This is a genomic window from Couchioplanes caeruleus (genome assembly GCF_003751945.1).
GTDB lineage: Bacteria > Actinomycetota > Actinomycetes > Mycobacteriales > Micromonosporaceae > Actinoplanes > Actinoplanes caeruleus.
Window position 1 is genome coordinate 1,277,529 of record NZ_RJKL01000001.1, and the last position, 18,582, is coordinate 1,296,110.

The 18,582-nt window shown below is 69.5% G+C and carries 18 protein-coding genes and 3 pseudogenes; 12 read left to right on the forward strand and 9 right to left on the reverse strand.

All coding sequences use genetic code 11. The features are described 5' to 3' along the window. Positions 1-50: 50 nt before the first annotated feature. Positions 51-473, forward strand: a complete 423-nt coding sequence (locus EDD30_RS05570; protein WP_143162897.1) for an STAS domain-containing protein — start codon at positions 51-53, stop codon at positions 471-473. A gap of 6 nt (positions 474-479) precedes the next feature. Here EDD30_RS05570 and EDD30_RS05575 read toward each other — a convergent pair whose 3' ends face one another. From EDD30_RS05575 to EDD30_RS05585, 3 genes are read right to left on the reverse strand one after another with little or no spacing between them, the layout of a single operon-like run. Next, a complete protein-coding gene (locus EDD30_RS05575) occupies positions 480-1,049 on the reverse strand; it encodes a GerMN domain-containing protein (RefSeq protein ID WP_071808121.1) in 570 nt (189 codons plus the stop codon). Further along, positions 1,046-2,389: a sensor histidine kinase gene (locus EDD30_RS05580; RefSeq protein ID WP_123678098.1), complete on the reverse strand. Its 1,344-nt coding sequence runs from the start codon at positions 2,387-2,389 to the stop codon at positions 1,046-1,048. Before EDD30_RS05580 ends, EDD30_RS05575 begins: the two co-directional genes overlap by 4 nt. Further along, entirely contained in the window at positions 2,386-3,069 is a 684-nt protein-coding gene (locus EDD30_RS05585; RefSeq protein ID WP_071803662.1) for a response regulator transcription factor, read from the reverse strand. The genes EDD30_RS05580 and EDD30_RS05585 overlap by 4 nt, the downstream gene beginning before the upstream one ends. A gap of 147 nt (positions 3,070-3,216) precedes the next feature. Between EDD30_RS05585 and EDD30_RS05590 the strand changes: the two genes are divergently transcribed. Both EDD30_RS05590 and EDD30_RS05595 read left to right on the forward strand, forming a co-directional pair. Continuing rightward, positions 3,217-3,519, forward strand: a complete 303-nt coding sequence (locus tag EDD30_RS05590) for a hypothetical protein (protein WP_071803661.1) — start codon at positions 3,217-3,219, stop codon at positions 3,517-3,519. Then, on the forward strand, positions 3,516-4,115 hold the full coding sequence (locus tag EDD30_RS05595) for an STAS domain-containing protein (RefSeq protein WP_071803660.1): 600 nt from the start codon (positions 3,516-3,518) through the stop codon (positions 4,113-4,115). Before EDD30_RS05590 ends, EDD30_RS05595 begins: the two co-directional genes overlap by 4 nt. Before the next feature lie 66 nt (positions 4,116-4,181). On the opposite strand, the pseudogene EDD30_RS38820 reads toward EDD30_RS05595, so the two are convergent. The 5 genes and pseudogenes from EDD30_RS38820 to EDD30_RS41955 form a co-directional block, all read right to left on the reverse strand. Continuing rightward, a pseudogene (locus tag EDD30_RS38820) lies at positions 4,182-4,352 on the reverse strand (cation:proton antiporter); the annotation flags it as partial. Positions 4,353-4,469: 117 nt separating this feature from the next. After that, on the reverse strand, positions 4,470-4,904 hold the full coding sequence (locus EDD30_RS05600; RefSeq protein WP_071803659.1) for a response regulator: 435 nt from the start codon (positions 4,902-4,904) through the stop codon (positions 4,470-4,472). Between the two features lie 508 nt (positions 4,905-5,412). Continuing rightward, positions 5,413-5,619, reverse strand: coding sequence for a hypothetical protein (locus EDD30_RS38160; RefSeq protein ID WP_143162574.1), 207 nt, complete (start codon positions 5,617-5,619; stop codon positions 5,413-5,415). A 231-nt stretch (positions 5,620-5,850) separates the two neighbouring features. After that, positions 5,851-7,167 carry a Na+/H+ antiporter NhaA gene (nhaA, locus tag EDD30_RS05610; protein WP_071803657.1) on the reverse strand — a complete coding sequence of 439 codons (1,317 nt, stop codon included), beginning with the start codon at positions 7,165-7,167 and terminating at the stop codon, positions 5,851-5,853. A 556-nt stretch (positions 7,168-7,723) separates the two neighbouring features. Beyond that, positions 7,724-7,888, reverse strand: coding sequence for a hypothetical protein (locus EDD30_RS41955; protein WP_123678099.1), 165 nt, complete (start codon positions 7,886-7,888; stop codon positions 7,724-7,726). 293 nt (positions 7,889-8,181) lie between these two features. Here EDD30_RS41955 and EDD30_RS05620 point away from each other — a divergent pair, with 293 nt between their 5' ends. From EDD30_RS05620 to EDD30_RS05625, 3 genes are all read left to right on the forward strand, one after another. After that, the gene (locus tag EDD30_RS05620) at positions 8,182-9,102 is read left to right on the forward strand and encodes a universal stress protein (protein ID WP_071803656.1); all 921 of its coding nucleotides are present in this window, start codon (positions 8,182-8,184) and stop codon (positions 9,100-9,102) included. A 297-nt stretch (positions 9,103-9,399) separates the two neighbouring features. Beyond that, positions 9,400-9,705, forward strand: a complete 306-nt coding sequence (locus EDD30_RS38825; protein WP_071803655.1) for a hypothetical protein — start codon at positions 9,400-9,402, stop codon at positions 9,703-9,705. Further along, the gene (locus EDD30_RS05625; RefSeq protein WP_170047153.1) at positions 9,695-10,597 is read left to right on the forward strand and encodes an RNA polymerase sigma factor; all 903 of its coding nucleotides are present in this window, start codon (positions 9,695-9,697) and stop codon (positions 10,595-10,597) included. Before EDD30_RS38825 ends, EDD30_RS05625 begins: the two co-directional genes overlap by 11 nt. A gap of 31 nt (positions 10,598-10,628) precedes the next feature. Here the strand turns inward: EDD30_RS05625 and EDD30_RS05630 are convergent, their stop codons facing one another. Further along, positions 10,629-11,567, reverse strand: coding sequence for an AraC family transcriptional regulator (locus EDD30_RS05630; protein WP_071803653.1), 939 nt, complete (start codon positions 11,565-11,567; stop codon positions 10,629-10,631). A 115-nt stretch (positions 11,568-11,682) separates the two neighbouring features. Between EDD30_RS05630 and EDD30_RS05635 the strand changes: the two genes are divergently transcribed. The 6 genes and pseudogenes from EDD30_RS05635 to EDD30_RS05660 all read left to right on the forward strand — a co-directional run bounded on the left by EDD30_RS05635 (position 11,683) and on the right by EDD30_RS05660 (position 18,570). Further along, positions 11,683-12,396, forward strand: a complete 714-nt coding sequence (locus EDD30_RS05635) for an SDR family NAD(P)-dependent oxidoreductase (RefSeq protein WP_071803664.1) — start codon at positions 11,683-11,685, stop codon at positions 12,394-12,396. Between the two features lie 750 nt (positions 12,397-13,146). Continuing rightward, positions 13,147-14,718, forward strand: coding sequence for a chaperonin GroEL (gene groL / locus EDD30_RS05640; RefSeq protein ID WP_071803663.1), 1,572 nt, complete (start codon positions 13,147-13,149; stop codon positions 14,716-14,718). A gap of 162 nt (positions 14,719-14,880) precedes the next feature. After that, a complete protein-coding gene (locus EDD30_RS05645; protein WP_071803652.1) occupies positions 14,881-15,090 on the forward strand; it encodes a hypothetical protein in 210 nt (69 codons plus the stop codon). 382 nt (positions 15,091-15,472) lie between these two features. Continuing rightward, positions 15,473-15,862 (forward strand): annotated as a pseudogene (locus tag EDD30_RS05650) (transposase); the annotation flags it as partial. 369 nt (positions 15,863-16,231) lie between these two features. Continuing rightward, positions 16,232-17,623, forward strand: coding sequence for a glycosyltransferase (locus EDD30_RS05655; protein ID WP_071803650.1), 1,392 nt, complete (start codon positions 16,232-16,234; stop codon positions 17,621-17,623). A 141-nt stretch (positions 17,624-17,764) separates the two neighbouring features. Continuing rightward, positions 17,765-18,570: pseudogene (locus EDD30_RS05660) on the forward strand (IS5 family transposase). Positions 18,571-18,582: the final 12 nt, after the last annotated feature.

Consider the following 18,582-nt stretch of genomic DNA (forward strand, 5'->3'; position numbering starts at 1 on the left):
CATGGTCCAGGCGATACGTCGGCTCACTCGACCACGTCACATGATCCTTCGTGTCGGCCGATGTCACGAAACTGTCATGGTTCCGCAGGAGCGCCGCGACAGAGGCGGACGAATCTGGCTCGTGGACCGTCGGAGGATCGAAAGTTGAGAAAATGGTGCGCGCGCAGTCCGGCAGGGTGCCCGAGATCGTCGTCGAGGTGACCGGCGCACTCGCCGGCTCGACCGTGGAGGCATGGAGCCATACCTTCACCCGCGCCTCGGACTCCCGTCCCGCCAGGCTGATCATCGACCTGGCGGCGTGCCCGAGCATCGACACGGCGGCCATCGTGATCCTGCTACGGGTGCATCGCCAGATGAAGCGGTCCGGCGGGCGGCTGTTGCTGCGCCGTCCCGGGCCCGCCGTGTTGCGCCTGTTCTATGTGGCACGAGTCGATCAGGTACTCGAGGTCGAGGGTTCCGGTAGGCCGCAATAGGCGAGGTCAGGCTGGGCCGATGAGGATGCGGTAGTCCGCGGCGCGCAGCGGTTCGCTGGACAAGGTGCCGTCGCCGCGAGGCACCTGCAGGGGCTGGCCGTCGCGGTGGAAGGACACGGCGGCGATGTCGGCACGCGAGGTGAGGGTGCAGACGATCTGGCCGTACGCGAGCACCTCGTCGCTGCGCGCCGCGTTGTCGTCGGCCTCGCTGATCTCCACGGTGGCGACCGCGGCACCGGGCGGCACGGTCACCGTCAACGTGGTGGTGGCCAGCGCGGTGGACAGTCCTTGCGCCTGTTCGGCCGGGGTGGGACCGGCGATGAGCTGGTCGAGTTGCCGTTGCGGGCCGGGCACGGCACCGACGCGGCGGACGGTCTGCGCCAGCCGGTTGTCGCGGACCAAGCAGAGGACCTGAGCCACCTCCCCCGCCGGTTCGCTCGCGGCGGCGGACGGGCTGGCGTTGAGCGGGCGGCGCGGCAGGGTAACCGGATGGGGCTCATCCTGGGTGGGCACCCCGCAGGCTGAGGCCAGGAACAGGGTCGCGGTGAGCACGGCGAGACCACGTACGGTGATCATGTCTGCTGTCCGGATAGGTCGATGCGGAAGCGGGCGCCGCCGCCGGGACGCTCGCCGACGGTGGCCTGGCCGCCGTGTGCGGCGGCGTGCTCGGCGACGATGGCCAGGCCGAGGCCGGTGCCGTCGTCGTTGCCGCGGGCGCGGGCGGCCGGGCCACGCACGAACCGGTCGAAAATGGTCGTCCGATCTTCGGGAGCGACACCGGGACCGGCGTCGTCGACTTCCAGGTAGCCGTCGCCGACGCGGACCGCGGTCGGACCGCCGCCGTAGCGGATGGCGTTGTCGATCAGATTGCCGAGCACCTGCTCGATCCGGCGCCGGTCCACCAGCCAGAACTCCGGCGTATCCGGAGCAATCTCCACCAGATCGGCGGCCAGGCCCCGCGAGCGGCAGACCCGCCGGGCCAGCTCCGCGGCGTCCACCGGCTCCCGGTGCACCGGCTGGTCGCTGCGGGCCAACTCCAGCAGGTCGTCGACGAGCGTCTGGAAGCGGCCGACCTCCGCGGTGAGCAGTGCCATCGCCGCCGCGGTCCGCTCGTCGAGACCGGCGCGGCGTTTCTCGATCACGCTGGCCGCGGCCGCCAGGGTCTGCAACGGCGAGCGCAGTTCGTGGCTGACGTCGGCGGCGAACCGTCGGTCGCGGTCCAACCTGCGGGTGAGCTGGTCGGCCATGTCGTTGAACGCGATCGACAGCGGCGCCAGGTCCGGTTCGGTAGCCGGGTCGAGGCGGGTGGTCAGATCACCGCCGGCGATACCCCGGGCCGCGCTCGCGACGGCGGTCAGGGGGCGCAGCGCGTGCCGGGTCACGTACCAGCCGACGGCGGCGCCGCCCGCGGCGACCATGATGGCGACAGCGGTGAGCACCAGCGCGAGGGCTTGCAGCGTCCGGTCCAGCTCGTCCAGCGAGATGATCTCGTAGAAGGCGGCGGAACCGGCCAGCGGAACGCCCACGATCAGTGCCGGCCGGCCGTCGCGTTCGACGCGTTGCGCCCCGGCTTCGCCGCCCGAGGTCATCTCCTGCAGCGCCCGTGGGACGGCGGTGTCGGCGGCCAGATCGGCACTACGCGAGTGCCAGCGGCCGCCGTAGTGCAGCAGCACGTACCGGTCGGAGCCGGTGCCCAACGAGCGGAGCACCTCCAGCACGTCCGGGTCGGCGCCGGTGATGCCGGCGTTGACCACCGCGGCGTCGTAGTAGGTGGAGCGCACCGCGGTGCGCTCGCGCTCGGCGAACAAAGTGTTGCGGATCGAGGTGTACGACACCAGACTGATACAGGCCGACAGCATCAGCGCCCCGAGGGCGAAGGCCGCGCTCACCCGAGTCCGCAGGCCGATCGGCTTCACGGCTGCAGCTTGTAACCCAAGCCCCGCACCGTCACCAAGTGCCGAGGGTGGCCGGTATCAGTTTCGATCTTGTGGCGCAGCCGTCCCACGTGCACGTCGACCACCCGCTCGTCGCCGAACTCGTGACCCCACACCCGCTGCAGCAACTGCTGGCGTGACAACACCAGCCCCGGATGGTCGGCAAGTTCACACAACAGCCGGAACTCGGTACGGGTGACGGCCACCAGTTCCCCGCCCAGCCGCACCTCCCCCGCCTCCGGGCGTACCTCCAGGTCACCGAAGGCCAGCACCGAGGTCACCGGCACGACGGCCTGCGGCGCCCGCGCGCGGCGACGCAGGGCGCGCAACCGGGCGGCCAGCTCCTTGACCGCGACGGGTTTGACGACGTAGTCGTCCGCGCCGGCCTCCAGCGCGGCGACGATGTCGTGGGTGTCGTCACGGGCGCTGACCACGACGATCGGGACGTCGTCGTCGCGGCGCAGCTGACGGATGCACTCGTAGCCGTCCATGCCCGGCAGCATGAGGTCCACCAGTACGGTGTCCGCCGGTTGCCGGCGCTGCGCGGCGATGCCTTCCTCCGCGGTGGCCACCGCGTGCGCGGTGTATCCCTCGTCCTCCAGGGCCATGGCCAGCGACAGGCGGATCCGGTCGTCGTCCTCGATCAGCAGTACGGCACTCATATCCGCATGATGCCCCCTGACCGTGTCATCGGTCGGCGGGGACCGGTGACAGCGCGGTTTGTCACGCAACTGTCATGCGTGCGGGGACATCCCGCAGATCAGGCGAGGCAGTCTGACCGTTACCGATCCACATCAGGAGGGTCCGCCATGACGGCGCTCAGTCTGATCATCGCCGTGACGGTCGGCCTCGTCGCAGGCGTCACCGGTGGGCTACAGGTCCGTCGGAGCCGGCCGGTGCCGCTGTGGGTGCCGGTCGCCGCCGGCGTCGCCGCGGCGATCCTGGCAACCGTCATCGCCCGGATGGCGGACAGCGACCGGCCCGGTCCCACCCTGGTGGAACTGCTCCTACAGGTGATCTTCGCCGCCGCCGGCGTCGCCGTGGTCGCGGTCACCGCCGACCGGCCACCGGCCGGTACCCGTTGGGAGCGCAGCGGTAGGGAGGCACCATGACGGCGGTTCCCGGGGACGGGCGCGGGGTCGTCACCGTGATCTGCGATGCCTGCGGCGGGGTGGAGGAGACCGCCGACGTGCTGCGCGACGAGGACGTGGTGTGGCCGTCGCTCACCCTGCTCGGCTGGACCGGCTCGCCGTTCGCAATGGGCATGCACCGCTGTCCCGGGTGCGCGCAGAGCGTACGAGCCGAACGCTTCCCCGCCGCAGCGCCGGCGCCGGACGAAGCGGCGGACGCCGCCTGCGACATACGAGACGTCGCGGAACCTCGCGCCCGGATCGTGCTGCTGCGCGCAGACCTCGACCAGCATCTGGTCGACCGGATCCGGCCTGCCCTGGTGGAGGCCGCAGCCGCGGGCCGCCACGTGGTCGTCGACATGCGCCACGCCGGCGTCATCGATTCCGCCGGGCTCGGCCTGCTGGTCCGCGCGTACCGGGCGGCGAAGCACCGCGGGGCGACCGTGTGCCTGGTCGCACCCTCCCGATTCGTTCTCACCGTCCTGCACACCATGCACCTCGACGATGTCTTCCCCACCTACCCGGACACCCGAACGGCAATGCGCCACCTCGCACCGCCCGCCGTCACGGCGTGCTGAGCAGCATTCCCAACCGGCTACGCCAAGCGGGCACCTCCATGTCCGGCGAGCACACTCACGTCAGCTAGTTCCGACCAAGCTGGAGCCGGCGGTCACATCGAGCGCACCGGTCACCTCAGGGCCCAGCACGAGACCCGCGGCCAGGAACAGCACCGCAGTCGACAAGATGGTGCGCCCGGCGAGAGTGGACACGAGGACCGCCAGCAGAAGCACACAAGCGAAAGAGATCAGCAACACGACGAAAGCTCCGGTCGGTGAAAGACGAGCAACCACTGCCGACCAGACTTCCCAGCACACCTCGACGTCACGTTACCCGACAGGTCAGCGCACGCCTGGCGAGGCTCGGCGGGGCGGTCACGAGACGCGGCTCACCTGGAAACCCAGCACCTCCAGCGACCGGACAACGGACACCAGGCAGGCGAAGTCGAGGGGCTTTGTCGCGTACCCCTGCACCGGCAGGTTCTCCGCGCGCAGGATCCGCTCGGCCTCCGGCGAATCGGTCAGCAGGATCACCGGGACGGCGGCAGTCTCCGGCTTGGCGCGCAGGTGGCGCAGCACCGCACGCCCGTCGCGTCCCGGAAGGTTCACGTCGAGCAGCACGACCGCCGGAACCGCGGGCTGGGAGAACGGGGGCTCGCCGTCGAGGTAGGCCAGCGCGCGCCGCACGTCGTACGCGATCTGTACCCGGTTGATGAGCCGGTGCTCGGCGAACTCCTCACGCATCAGCAAAGCCTCGGCCGGATCGTCCTGGACCACCAGCAACTCGACGTGCCCGGCCGTGCGATTCATCGTCTCTTTGCCACCCGACCCATGACGTCCTGCGTGAGAGTTCGATGGTAGGGACTCGCGGGAAGCGCGGCTGGGGTCGTGGCGTACCTGCGAGCGGTCCGGGCCTCATTCGGATGAATGTCTTCGCAGCCGCCTGACCAGGAGATATTCGCGCTTCTCGAGAAGTCGGAGCGGCTGGAACGCCACCCTGGCCGCCTAGGAACTGTCATGTGACTGTCACGAGATCGAACCGTTCTCGTCATAGCGGCTGGGCCTTCGGCAGATCCGGTCGAGGTCACCCCACGTACGACGTTCCGCGGACGTTCTCAGGCGGGCTCGGGAACCGCTGGCGGCGGGCTCGGATCCGGCGACGGCTCGCCCGGTACCGGTTCGATCGGCGGCGGAGGCAACGGATCGGGCGTGTCCGGAGCCAGCTCACCGGGATCGTCGGGTATCGGCGCCCCAGGATTGAGCGGCGGGTACCGATCCGGATCAGACGGAATGCGTTGAATGGTCATCGGTTCTCCTCTCACGCTGCGATTCCCGCGCGGAGCGGGGCACAGATTTGGCTACCCTGCAGGCGGCGCGGCAAACGGTATCCGGCGGTTATGCCGCTGCCACTCGGCCTTTCGAAGTCGGCGACGAGGGCGTAGACGGCCGAGCCCGGGTTGGAGACGATCGCCGGAATGTCATTGAAGCCTGCGGCGATCGAACTCCAACCGAGGAGAACGTCCACGTCAAAGCCGTCACACACTTGTCATGGATTAGTGCGCGTTTCGGCTTACCACCCAGAAAGCGCTAGGGCGCTTTCAGGCTGTCTTGTCATGCAACCGTCATGCGGCCGCGCCACAACGGTCACGGCAGAATCACATGGTGGGTAGCGGGACCGAACCCACCCAGAGCCCGTGTGCGGGCGTACCGATGCGGGCGCCCGCACACGAAGCCTGGCCCGTGGTACCGCCCGCAATCAGTGCCCGCCGCCGGACCCGGTCTCGTACACGTCGGGAATGCCGTCGCGATCGGCGTCGACCTGCTCGGCGTCGTGGATGCGCCGGTACACCCGGTTGCGCAGCCGCAGCACGACGCCGGCCAGCAGCACGGCGATCAGCGAGCCGGTCAGCACCGCCACCTTGACATGGTCCTCGCGAGGATTGCCCGTACCGAAGGCAAGCTCGCCGATGAGCAGCGAGACGGTGAACCCCAGACCGCCGAGCATCGCCAAACCAACCACGTCCGTCCAGCTCAGCCCCTCGTCGAGACTCGCGCGGGTGAACCGGGCCACGAGCCACGTCGCCGCGGTGATGCCGAGGGTCTTCCCGACGACCAGCCCGGCGACGATACCGACGGCGACCGGGTCGGTCAGTGAGGTCGCGAGGCCGCTGAGCCCGCCGATGGTCACCCCTGCGGACAGCAGCGCGAACACCGGCACAGCGAACCCGGACGACAACGGCCGGAACCGGTGCTCGAAGTGCTCGGCCAGCCCCGGCCCGGCACCCGGGCCACCGACCTTGTCACTGCGCACGACCGGGACGGTGAACGCCAGCAACACCCCCGCGACGGTCGCATGCACACCCGACCCGTGCATCAGCGCCCACGTCGCGGCGGCCAGCGGCAGCAACAGCCACCAGGCGCGGACCCCTCGCTGGACCAGCAGGCCGAATGCTCCCAGCGGCAGCAGCACACCCAGCAGCGGCAGCACCGACAGCTCGGCGGTGTAGAACACGGCGATGATGGCGATGGCGAGCAGGTCGTCCACCACCGCCAGCGTCAGCAGGAACGTACGCAGCGCGGCCGGCAGATGCCGGCCGACCACCGCCAGCACGGCCAGGGCGAAGGCAATGTCGGTCGCGGTCGGGATGGCCCACCCGCGTAGCGCGCCCTCGCCGCTGCCCAGGTTCAGCACCGTATATATCAGCGCTGGGACGATCACCCCGCCCGCGGCGGCGGCGACCGGGACCACGGCCCGGCGCGGATCGCGCAGATCTCCGGCGACGAATTCGCGTTTGAGCTCCAGCCCGGCTACGAAGAAGAAGATTGCGAGCAGGCCGTCGGCTGCCCACGTCGCCACGCTCAGGTCGAGGTGCCAGGCCGCCGGTCCGAGCTTCCACTGCCGCAGGGCCTCATACGCCGGGGCCCACGGCGAGTTCGCCCAGACGAGCGCCACGACCGCCGCGATCAACAGCAGCGCACCGCCGATCGTCTCCTGGCGCAGCACCTCGGCGATGCGGCGCGCCTCGAGCCAAGAGCCGCGCCGGAACAGGGGCGCACGGGAGTTGTCGCTCACAACGGGGTGCTCACTTTCGGGGTCGGGCCGGTCACTGCCGACCAGACTTCCCGGCGCACCAGCGCCAACCCTAACGCACCAGTTCGTTCGCGCGTATCCGATCACATCCGTGGTGCCGCCGCGCACCGAAGCCTCGCCCGGCCGACCCTTCACCACAAGCGCGGCGGTTGTCGGCCTAGGCGTCACACCGGGCAGACCCGGTTTGCCGAAGACGCGCCGGTTGCCCCGGCCGCGTAACGCCGGACCGCACGCGTCGATGACGCGCCCGCGCCGACCTGCGGAACGCGCGTCGCGCACCGCGGATCGGACGATCAGTCCGCGCAGTCGGCACTGTCCCCAGTGGTGCAGACGGGGCTGAGAGCGTGAGACCCCGCGGACCACCCGACCTGGACGATACGCAGCGCCGAGGCGACACCCGGAGCCGATCACTGCACCGCACCATGCCGGCTCGTCGACGTCGCGCATGCCCAGACCACAGCATGCTGCCACCCGCCCGTCCGTCTGGACGGTGTAGGTGCCGAGGATGGTCTGGCAGCCTCGAGGAAGGTCTCGCGGGTCACCCCGCGCGTCTTCTTCGGCTCCGCCATGACGTGTACGGGAAGTCCACGCCGGTGGGCGCGGAACTCCTCCCGCGGCAGCACCAGCGGCTGACCGCACGCATCATCGCGTACACCGTCGGCGTGGCGATCTTGTAGCCGTTGAGGTGCAGCACCGGCACCATGGCCGCTTCGGGTCGTGTCTTACGTGAGCTCGCTGGACGGCTCGATGCGCTGGTGTTCACCGGCGAGACCAGGGGAAATCATCCGAGGGTCGCCACGACATCGGCGTCGGACCCGGCCTGTTCGGCGTACCGTTGGCGGTGATCGGCGACCGCCGGCAGGGCGGCCGGTCAGCTCGGACGGCGCCGCCGTACCGGTCCTGGTCGTGCGAGTCGGTGAGGACCTCCAGATCGTCCGCGACACCGCCACCGCGCTCGGCCGGTAGCGCGATGCCGCAAGCACAAGGGGACCCAGAATGAATGACAGCGACGTCGTCGTCGGTGTCGACGGTTCACCGCAAGCCGACGAGGCAGTGCGGTGGGCCGCCGCCCGCGCCCAGCACACCGGCGCTCGCCTGCGGCTACTGCACGCGTATACCGTGCCGGCACCCACGCCGGCGATGCCCTTGGCGGTCGCGCCCGCCGCCGCTCCGGACGGATACCTCGCGAAGACCGGCGAAGCCGTCCTGACCGCGGCGGCCGACGTGGCATCCCACCATGCCACCGGCATCGAGGTGACCACCGACCTGCGCGTCGGCGGAGCCGCTCCGGCGCTTGTCAGCGCCTCCGCCGACGCGGGCTTGATCGTCGTCGGATCGCGGGGGCTCGGCGGGTTCAAAGGCATGCTGCTCGGCTCGGTCGGCGTGCAGGTCTCCGCCCACGCACACTGCCCCACTGTCGTCGTCCGTGAGCCGGCACCCGCCGCAGGACCGGTTGTCGTGGGCGTCGACGGGTCCGAGCCGGCCCGCGCCGCTTTGACGTTCGCGTTCGCTGAGGCCCGCCGCCTCGGCACCACTGTCATCGCCGTACACGCCTGGAGTCCGGCCCTGCCGACCGGGCCCGCCGAGGCCGCCGCGGCCGTACTGGCCGACGACCAGGCTCGGGACCGGTATCAGCAGGCCGCCCGGCAGGTTCTCAGCGACGCGTTGGCCGACTGCCGCAAGCAGTTCCCCGATGTGCCCGTCGACGAGCGGCTCGTCGAAGCCGGCCCTGTCGGAGCCCTGCTCGAGGCCGCCGCCGAGCCGGCGATGATCGTCGTCGGATCACGCGGGCACGGCGGCTTCACCGGCCTGCTGCTCGGCTCGACCAGCCAAGCCGTGCTGCACCACACCACCTGTCCCGTCGCCGTCATCCGCGACCCATGGCCGAAGGCGACGATGCCCGGGAGTGCCGGATAGATCCGGCCGCCACACCGGTGACCGGCTTTCTGCGCCGCGCGGCTTGACCCGTCGTGGACGTTGCCCCGCCCTCAGACCAACACACGACTGTCCATCCCGCCACCGTCCCCCGTTGGCGTCTCGGCACCCGGCGAACGACCACCGGTAGCCAGACCGCCGGGAACGCGGCGCCTGCGGACCGCCCTCCGGTCTCATGGGTGTGGTTGTCGTCACTCGCGCGGGATGTCACAGCCGGCTGGTAGACCGTCTCTCATCTTCTGTCACCAGGACCGTCCAGGTGACGGGAAGGAGCTGACGATGAGGGCGATGGAACTGGCCCGGTTCACCGTGGACCCGAGCGACGTGGAGGCGATGCTGCAGGCGCGACCGGCCATGCTGGCCGCACTGCGGGAGCGCTTCGCCGGGTTCGAGTCGCTGCGGCTGGTCCGCCTGGATGAGTGGACCTGGCTGGACGTGGTCGTCTGGGCCAGCCGGGCGCAGGCCGACGAAGCAGCGGCGAAGATCGGTGAAATTCCGCAGTGTCGGGCGGCGTTCGCGTTCATCAAGGAGATGGTCTCCATGGAACACGCTGAGATCTTCTTTGCGGGCGACCGTGCCGCCTGAGATCCACGCGGCGGGCGGCGGGCCGGACCTGGAGGGTCTGGCCCGCCGGGCGGTCGCCGGCGACGCCCGCGCCCTGGAGGAGCTGTGTCGCCATCTGCAGGATCTGGTCTACCGGTTGGCGCTGCGGTTCTCCTCCGACCCGGAGGCGGCGGCCGACGCCACCCAGGAGATCCTGATCCTGGTCATCACGCACCTGGCCGAGTTCGAGGGCAGGTCGAAGTTGACCACCTGGGTGTACACGATTGCCTCCCGGCATCTGCTGCGCAGTGTGCGGGGCCCGGTGGAGCTCAGCGTCGCCGGCCCGGAGCCGTTCGCGGACTGGCTCGACCGCAACCTCGCCCCTGACAGTCCCGATCACTTCGACGAGGCGGAGTACCGGCTGCTGGCCGGGGAGGTGCGGTTGGCGTGTACGTACGGCATGCTGCTGGCCCTGTCCCGGCCGCTGCGCCTGGCGTATCTGCTCGGCGACCTGGTCGGTCTGTCGGACGTCGACGGGGCGCAGACGTTGGGCATCACCCGTGAGGCGTTCCGGCAACGGTTGGCCCGGGCCCGTACCGTCATGCGCGGCATCATCGCCGACCGGTGCGGACTCGTCCGCGCCGAGCATCCATGCCGGTGCGACCGGCAGATCGACTCGAGCATCGCCTACGGCATCCTCGACCCGCGCCGGCCGGTCTTCAGCACGTTGCCCGGCGCCGCCGCGCCGATACCCGCCGGCAGCCTCTCCGCCGCGGCCCGGGAACTCGACCTCGCCACCGCCATCGCGGAGGCGTACCGGTCCGGCCCTCAGTTTCGTGCACCAGAGCGGGTCTGGCGGAGCCTGCAACGCGCCTGCCCCGCCCTCACCGGCCCGCACGAGCAGGCGGACCGGGCCGATCGGAGCGAGACGTGAACGACAAGCGCAGGTCCGTTCACGATCGGGTTCAGGTGTGGCCTTGTCGGCGGTAGCGGCCGGGTGGGCAGCCGCGGACTCGGGTGAAGGCGCGGTTGAAGGCGTATTCGGAGGTGTAGCCGACCTGGTGGGCGATGACGGCGGCGGGCAGGGTGGTGTCATGCAGCTTGCGGGCTGCAAGTTCGATCCGCCAGCGGGTGAGGTAGCTCAGGGGTGGTTCGCCGACGTGGTGGGTGAAGCGGCGAGCGAGGGTGGCGCGGGAGACGTGCACGGCGGCGGCGAGGGCGTCGAGGGTCCAGTGATGGCCTGGTCGTGCGTGCAGCAGGGCGAGGGCTTGTGCGGTGAGCGGATCGCGAAGGCCGGTGAGCCAGGACGCGGCCGTGCCGTCGCCTGTGGGGGGTGCAGTGTTCAGCCAGGCGCGCACGACGTGGATGAGCAGGACGTCGAGCAGGCGGATCGCAGCGGTGCTGGAACCGGTCGCGGTGTTTGCGCGGGTTTCGTGGGCGAGCAGGTCGAGCAGGGCGCGCAGCCATGGACCGGTGTCCGGCTGTGCGGTCGCCACGTGGAGCACGGGCGGGAGCAGGCTCAGGACGGGGTGGGCGACGTCGGCGTCGTGGCTGTAGCCGGCGCAGAGGATGCGGGTACGGGCGCCTGGCCCGTCGAGGCCCAGTGTCCCGTCCGGCTGGATGAGGCTGCGCTTGAGGTCCTCGTCGAACAAGCGCAACGGTATGCCCGGTTCGGTGGCGAGCTCGTGACGTACTCCGGCGGGCAGCAGGACGAGGTCGCCGGGGGTGAGCTGGCGGGGTGCCGCACCGTCGGTGGTGAACCAGCAGGTGCCGGCGACGACGGCGTGGAACGAGGCACCCTGGCGCGCGGGCAGCTCGATGCCCCACGGCGCACCAGCATCAAAGGTCGCCATCAGGGCGGCATCGACACGGGCCACCGCAAGCACGTCACCCAGCACGTCCATGCGTCGACAGTACGCGGCACGCAGATCGCTCTGCGAGCTTGGTGAGACGGCGGGATAAGAACGCGGGTGTATCGAGCATTGTTCGTTGCAGGTGTTGAGCCCCAGGGTGGTGGTCATGGAAATCACCTCCACCACTGCCCTCGTCACCGGCGCCAACCGCGGTCTGGGCCGCGCACTCGTGGACGCCCTCCTCGACCACGGCGCCGCCCGCGTGTACGCGGCCGCGCGCGACCCTCGCAGCGTCCGCGTCGACGACCGGATCGTCGCGGTCGCTGTCGACCTGACCGACGCCGAATCCATCGACAAGCTCGCCGCCGCCGCGACCGACGTCGACCTGTTGATCAACAACGCTGGTGCGGCCGCGTTCGCACCCGCCCTCGACGCCGACATCGACGCGGTCGCCCGAGAATTCGCGGTGAACTTCACCGGCCTGTACCAGATGATCCGCGCGTTCAGTCCCACTCTGACCGCCCGCCGAGGCGCTCTGGTGAACGTGCTGAGCCTGCTGTCCTACGCGCCCGCGCCGCCGATGGCGGGCTACTCGGCCTCCAAGGCCGCGGCCCATTCCCTCACCCTCGCGCTGCGCCCGGCCCTGACCCGCGCCGGCGTCCGCGTGCACGGCGTCTACCCCGCCGGCATCGACACCGACATGCTCGCCGGCCTCGACGAGGACAAGGCCGACCCGCGCGCCGTTGCCGACGCCATCCTCGACGGACTCGTCGCCGGTCAGCAAGACATCTATCCCGACCCTCGATCTGCCCAGATGGCTGAACTGTGGAACCGCGACCCCCGGGCCTTCACCGCCGCATTCGCCGCAATGGGCTCCTGACCACATCGGCCCCCAACCGAGTCACTCACGTTCCGTGAATGGCTTCGGTTGGGGGTTCATAGCGGTATCGCGGCTGAGCCGGGCCGCAGCCCCTCAATCATCAGCTACGAAATCTGGTCGACGGCTCGGGGCGTGAGGAGGTTTGCGGTTCGGCTACGTCGCAGCTCAGTGGCGGCGTGAAAGCCGTCGCAGTTGGGCGATACGCGCGGTACCGAAGGTTCTGCGGGCGATCTGCACGGCTCGGCGCGCTTGACAGTCTCGACCCAGCCGGCGAGCCCAGCTCCCCGAAGGGCCCGCGCGCCCCGCGTGCCATCTGTTCGGCGTAGCCGATGCGCCCACCTGATGCAGGTATCACACACATCCGGACCGAGTTGGCTCCTACCGACCTACTCGTTGTGGGCAACCCGACCGAGGCACACGTCGCGCCGTTGCCGACGTTCGTGGTCGCGTCGAACCATGCCGATCATCCGTCATGACCCGAGCGACGCAGGCCCATCTGCGCCGGCGCAACGCCGACGAACCTTCCTGATGCGGGAGGAGGCGTAGCGCTGACGGTGGCGCCGAGGCTGAGCGCACCGGCCCTCGTCTTGCGCTTCGCGGGAACAGGTGTTGCACTGGGACTAGCACTCGCGCTGTGTGAGTGCCAACCGAATGGGATGGACCCCCGGCAGGGGGACCGCAGCAGCGGTCATCGCAGGTCGGCCCGAGCAGGTGCTGCACGTGGGCACGACAATGGTGAGGATGATCCGCATGGCCAAGTTGATCCTTTTCGGTGAAGAGGCCCGTCGCGGCCTGGAACGGGGCATGAACGTCCTCGCCGACACGGTGAAGGTGACATTGGGTCCGAAGGGCCGCAACGTGGTGCTGGACGCGAAGTGGGGCGTGCCCACGATCACCAACGACGGGGTGAGCATCGCCAAGGAGATCGAGCTCGACGACCCGTACGAGAAGCTCGGCGCGCAACTGGTCAAGGAGGTCGCCAAGAAGACCGACGACGTGGCCGGGGACGGCACCACGACGGCGACCGTTCTGGCCCAGGCGCTGGTTCGCGAAGGGCTGCGCAACGTCGCAGCCGGCGCGAACCCGATCGCGCTCAAGCGCGGCATCGAGCAGGCCGTCGCCGCGGTGACCGAGGTGCTGTCCAATCAGGCCCAGGACGTGCAGACCAGAGAGCAGATCGCCGCTACGGCGTCGATCTCCGCGGGTGACACCACCGTCGGCGAAATCATCGCCGAAGCGTTGGACAAGGTCGGTAAGGAAGGCGTCATCACCGTCGAGGAAAGCAACACCTTCGGCCTGGAGCTTGAACTCACCGAGGGCATGCGCTTCGACAAGGGCTACATCTCGCCATACTTCGCCACCGACACCGGACGAATGGAAACCGTCCTCGACGACCCGTACCTGCTCGTCGTCGAGCACAAGATCTCGAACCTCCACGACCTGCTCCCGATCCTGGAGAAGGTCATGCAGTCCGGAAAGCCGCTGGCGATCATCGCTGAGGACCTCGAGGGCGAGGCCCTCGCCACCCTGGTCGTCAACAACATCCGTGGCACCTTCACATCGGTCGCCGTCAAGGCGCCCGGCTTCGGCGAGCGCCGCACGGCCATGCTCGGCGACCTCGCCATACTCACCGGCGCCCAGGTCATCAGCCACACGGTGGGCCTCACTCTGGACAACGCGACGCTGGACATGCTCGGACGGGCGCGCAGGGTCGTCGTCACCAGGGACGAGACCACCATCGTGGACGGCGCCGGAGACGCCGCACAGATCGCCGGCCGGGTCAGCCGACTCCGCACCGAGATCGACAACAGCGACTCCGACTACGACCGCGAGAAGCTGCAGGAGCGCCTGGCCAAACTGGCCGGCGGCGTCGCGGTGATCAAAGTCGGCGCGGCCACGGAAGTCGAGCTCAAGGAACGCAAACACCGCATCGAGGACGCCGTCCGCAACGCCAAGGCCGCCGTCGAGGAAGGGCTACTAGCGGGCGGCGGGGTGGCTCTGGCCAACGCCGCTCACACCGGCTTCGACAAGCTCGACCTGACCGGTGACGAAGCCACCGGGGCAAACATCGTTCGGGTCGCGCTCACCGCACCGCTCAGACAGATCGCCGTCAACGCAGGCCTCGAAGGCGGCGTCGCCGTCGAGAAGGTCAACGCACTTCCGGCTGGCCACGGCCTCAACGCCATCACCGGCGAGTACGTCGACATGATCAAGGCAGGCATCGTGGAACCGGCCAAGGTAACCCGTTCCGCGCTGCAGAACGCCGCCTCGATCGCCGCGCTGTTCCTCACCACCGAAGTCCTTGTCGCCGACAAGCTCTAACCGTCACTGTCCGGCCTCGGCCGGCCGACACCATGCCCGCATCGCGGTCCATCTGTGAGCCTGAGCGGCGGCGATGAAACACAGCGCTGGGTTCAACGCTGTGCTTTGCCAGCGCACTCTCCCTCACCCACAATCCAGCCCGCAAGGGCGAACGGAGGCGCCATGGCTACAGCAACGTGCGTAAAGAAGACCATCGTGGTGGCGACACTACGATCGCGGGACCTTGCCGGCAGGGCCGACTGGGTCGAGAAGGAGCTACCCGCGCTCATCGACACGGCGCGGAACGCTTCGCTGCTGCGAACCCTCGGGATCGACGTCCAGGCCCTGACATCTGATGCCTCGCCCGAATACGACGCGGTCAATTCAGAGTGAGCGAACCGGCCCGGGACCTGACATGACGATCGATCTCCGGCGCAAGCGGACGGTCGGCCGCGCGCCCCGCGGCATGGCGCGCGGCCGACCGGCGGGTCAAGGTGACGGTCCACGGCACCGGTGCCGACCTGTCCTGGGATCATGGACCCACCACGTCGTCGGCCGCGGCGACGACGGCCGGCTCGAGCCCATCACGCGACTGCCGGGCGGCGCGCCTAAGACCCTGGTAAATAAGGGGTTGGGATGGCTGCTGTCTCCGGCGGATATCGATAACCATGCTCGCGTGCGGCGTGGCGAGATGACATGAGGAAGGGCCTTCGATACGAGCAAAGGTGACTAAACCAGCAGCTCGACTCCGAAGGCCACCGTCGCCCGGACCGGCCGCGGCTCCGACGCCGGCAAACGCGTGAACGGCCGGAAACGCCACATCGCCGTCGACACCCGCGGACTACTACTCGCAGTCTTGATCACCGGGGCGGGCGTGCAGGACCGCGACGGCGCCCGGCCCCTGCTCTGGGCGCTGCACGCCTGCTTCCCGACCATCCGCCTCGTCTGGGCCGATGCCGGATACGCCGGCAAGCTCGTCGACTGGGCCACCACGCAGCTCGCCGTGACCGTGCAGATCGTCGCCGAACTTTCCGGGCAGACCACGTTCGTCGTGCTGCACCGCAGGTGGGCGGTCGAGCGGACATTCTCCTGGATCAACCGCTGCCGACGCACCGTCCGCGACTACGAATGCCTGCCGCAACATCACGCCGCGATGGTCCAATGATCATCATCATGACCCGACGCTACGCCCCGCCCGGATGCTGGTTGCCGATCACCGGCTGCCCTGGCAAAGGCCTCAACCCGCCACCGCGATGACCCCGGGCCGGGTCGCCAGCGTTTCGGACATCTACTGCCCCAGATCGGCACCCCGGCCATGTGGCCGAAACACACCCGGCCCGGCCCCGGACGCCCGAAAGACTCCGGTCCACGCCCGCACCCCGCCACCCCGCAGTCAAGAAGTCCCAAGTCAAGACCCCGAAACGGCGAAAACGGCGTTAAACGGAAAGCTAAGGAAATTCGGCACCGATCGGTCGCAGGATCGGTGCGGGTGTCCTTGCAGGGCACCGGCAAACGCCCGAGCGTAGGAGACGAGATGACATCGCATCGTCCCATCCTGTTCTGTTGCACCCACTCCACCGGACAGGCCACGTCCAGCCTGGTTTTGGCCGGCGAGTTCGCCGCCCGCGGCGTCAAGAACCTGTGGTTTGCGTCCGACGACAACCACCGTGCGGCGGTCGCCGGGCTGAGCGGGGCGAGCGAGGTCGGCTTCGTCTCGACGGGTCCGGTCAATCCCCGTGTGGCGCCGACCATGTGGGACGACGAGACGTATCGCAGCATCACCCAGCGGTCCCGGTGGAAAGGCAATCGAGCACGGCTGCGCCAGCTCATGGACCCGGTGCACCACGCCGACCGGTTCCGCCAGCTGGACGCGGCGGTGCAGCGGATCCAGCCAGCCCTCATGGTGATCAACAACCTCTGTATCCACGGCATCCAGGTGGCGATGAAGCGGGGTGTGCCGTATGTCATCACCGGATCGTCGCTGGCCAGCGACATCTGGCAGTTCGATCTGCCGGACGACTACCCGGTGCCGTACTCCGGCCTGCCCCGGCGGATGAACCTGCGGCAGCGGATCGGCAATCGGCTCTTCCGCCACCGCAACCTGCTGTCCATGCTGGATCCGGCACTGCTCAGGACGGTTGGCGCCATGCTGAAGGCCACCGACGAGCTGGGCCTGGACCGCCGCCAGCTGCAGCAGCGCGCCTGGATGGAGGAGGCGGAGCTGGTGCTCTGCTTCTCGGTGTTCGGCCTGGACTATCCCTTCCCCCACCCGCCCAAGTTGCAGATGGTCGGCGCGATGGTCCCGCCGCTGCCGCAGAACCCGGTGCCTGGCGAGACCGACCGGTGGCTGGATGCACATCCGTCGGTGGTCTTCATCGCCTTCGGCACTATCACCCGGCTCACCAAGGCGGAGGTGCGGGCGGTGGTCGACGTGGCCCGGCGGCTGGGCGAGCGGCACCACGTGCTGTGGAAGTTGCCCCGTGAGCAGCAGCGGTTCCTGCCTCCCGCCGCGGAGCTGCCCGCCAACCTTCGCGTGGAGGACTGGTTGCCCTCTCAATACGACGTGCTCGCCCACTCGAACGTCCGGGTGTTCTTCGGCCACGGCGGCAACAACAGCTTCCACGAGGGGATCTACTTCGGAAAGCCGTCACTAGTGCGGCCCCTGTGGTTTGACTGCCTGGACCACGCCGTTCGGGCCGTGGACAGCGGCGTAGGGCTCAGTGTCGCGCCGGGCACCATGGACCCGGCAGAGATCCACAGCAAGCTCACCGCGCTTCTGGACGACACGTCGTTCCGCGCGCGGGCCGAGCACTTCGCCCAGATTCAGCACGAGGCCGGCGGGGTACGCCGGGCCGCCGACCTCATTCTGCGCTGCGCGGCGGTGACGAGCGCCGGCCAGGACGAGCAGCCGGCGGTCCAGCGGTGATCTGCAGCCGGGTGCCGCCGCTCGGCTGACGGCGTCGTCGGCGGCGGCCTTCCGTCCGGCTGACGTGCCTTAGGGATCAGTTCAGAATGAGCGCACATGGTGTGCGTCGATGCCTGCCGCTACAGGTTGGAGCTGCCGGGCATGTCCGAGCTGATTCTGACGGATGAGTTGCGGGCGCGGCTTGAGCCGTTGATCCCGACGCCGGCGCGGCGGTATCGCTTCCCGGGACGGCGACGGGTCGACAACCGGGCCGCGTTGGCGGGAATCCTGTTCGTCGTGCGGACCGGGACGCGGTGGAACGACCTGCCTACCGCCATGCTCGGCGCGTCCGGGGCGACGTGCTGGCGACGGTTGAAGGAGTGGTACGAGGCCGGGGTGTGGTAGCAGTCGCACGAGGTGCTACTGGCCGAGCTGCGCGCCGCGGGCCTGCTGGACCTGGCTTACGCCGTGGTCGACTCCTCACACCTGCGCGCTTCAAAGGGAGGACCTCACCGATGCCAGCCCCGGTCGACCGGGGCCGGCTGGGCAGCAAGCACCACCTGATCACCGACGCGACCGGCATGCCCGTGGCGGTCATCCTGACCGGCGGCAACCGCAACGACGTCACCCAACTCCTACCGTTGATCGATGCGATCCCACCCATTCGCGGCCTGCGCGGCCGACCACGGCGGCGTCCGCGCAAGGTCTACGCCGACCGCGGTTACGACCACGATAAGTACCGCCGCCTGCTGCGCCAACGGCGCCTCACCCCGGTCATCGCCCGTCGCGGCATCCCGCATGGCTCCGGACTCGGCGCCAGACGCTGGGTCGTGGAACGCACCCTCGCCTGGCTGCACGGCTTTCGCCGCCTGCGGACCCGCTACGAACGCCGCGCCGACATCCACCAAGCCATGATCAGCCTCGCCTGCTCTGTCATCTGCCTTCGGAACCTCCTGACCTCATGCTGAGCTGATCTCCAA